A 1,141-nucleotide genomic window follows, 5' to 3' on the forward strand; every position below is an offset into this window, starting at 1 on the left:
CCCGACTTGCGATGTACTTTGCACAAGTGAGACGATGCTCCACATACTCCCCGTAGCCATTAAGGTATTTGCGAACAAGAAACCAGTCTGGCTCTCGGCCTAGATTCTTATCACTGATAAATACATGGAGTTCGTGCTCTGCTTGGGGGATTTGATCCACCTCTGGTAGCCTGAGTTTTACGTAGTACTCAGTAGAACGTGGTTTGCGATGCAGCTCCGCTTGCGGAGCAACACCCATCATGCGTAGCTGCTTGATTTCAGCCTGCAACTGATCCTCAAACGATACGAGCGGGGGAATAACTGGAGCAGGTGCAGGTGGTGGAGGAACTGGCTCAGGAGGATACATCCCTCGCGAACCACTGTCCCACATACCCGTAGGAATACGTAAATCTGGAGCGGGTTTCATGGGTGCATGATTTTTTGGCGAACGGTCAGATCGGCCTTTACTGCCTCGCTGAATAACAACAATAACACTGACAAATACAACAACCAGAAAGACGACCGAAGCCACAACACCATAGAATATCTGTGTTTCGTTCATGTTATATCCTGTGTTGATAACTAGCCTTACGTTAATATTGTTTGCACCTTAATTCGTATCATAGCATATGAACATAGCACTTATCAAGGGTTTTTTTTTCGATTTTGGAAATTTTAGTAACGAATTTCAATCGCCTGATAATGGCATCTTTTTTGATGGATTTCTTCGATTTTGGAAATTTTGGTAACGAATTAACAAGCAATCAGGGTGTTCCATCAATTCTTGCGCGACACCGGTATCTCCCCTCCTCACCCACCTCACAGCGTGGCGGTAAGCGGTAGGGAACCCATATCCCAAAAGAACAAAAGGTACAGCGGCACGTGGGCAAGCTGATGGGCGGTTGCTCGCATGAACCGGATGCCTTCTGGCTAGGCGAGTCAATTGCCTGTTAAGAAGCTCTAATTTTCGGTGGGCGATAGACATTGTCAGACGTGGTATACTTGGCCTATTCGCACACGATACCACTGGAGAGGCAAGGACAACCCTATGGTGCTAGAGACGTTGACCCCCGCGCAGACTATACCGGGCCGCTTCGGGCCGTATGGCGGCTGCTACGTGCCCGAAACGCTGATGCCGGCCATCCTCGATCTGGAAGCCGCC

General features: G+C 49.0%; 1 protein-coding gene. It reads right to left on the bottom strand.

What is annotated here, in order from left to right; all coding sequences use genetic code 11:
• A partial coding sequence (locus CMR00_12840; protein PIO46981.1) for a hypothetical protein occupies positions 1-541 on the bottom strand: 541 nt, incomplete at its 3' end.
• Between the last annotated feature and the right edge of the window lie 600 nt (positions 542-1,141).

It is taken from the genome of [Chlorobium] sp. 445 (assembly GCA_002763895.1).
Classification (GTDB): domain Bacteria; phylum Bacteroidota; class Chlorobiia; order Chlorobiales; family Thermochlorobacteraceae; genus Thermochlorobacter.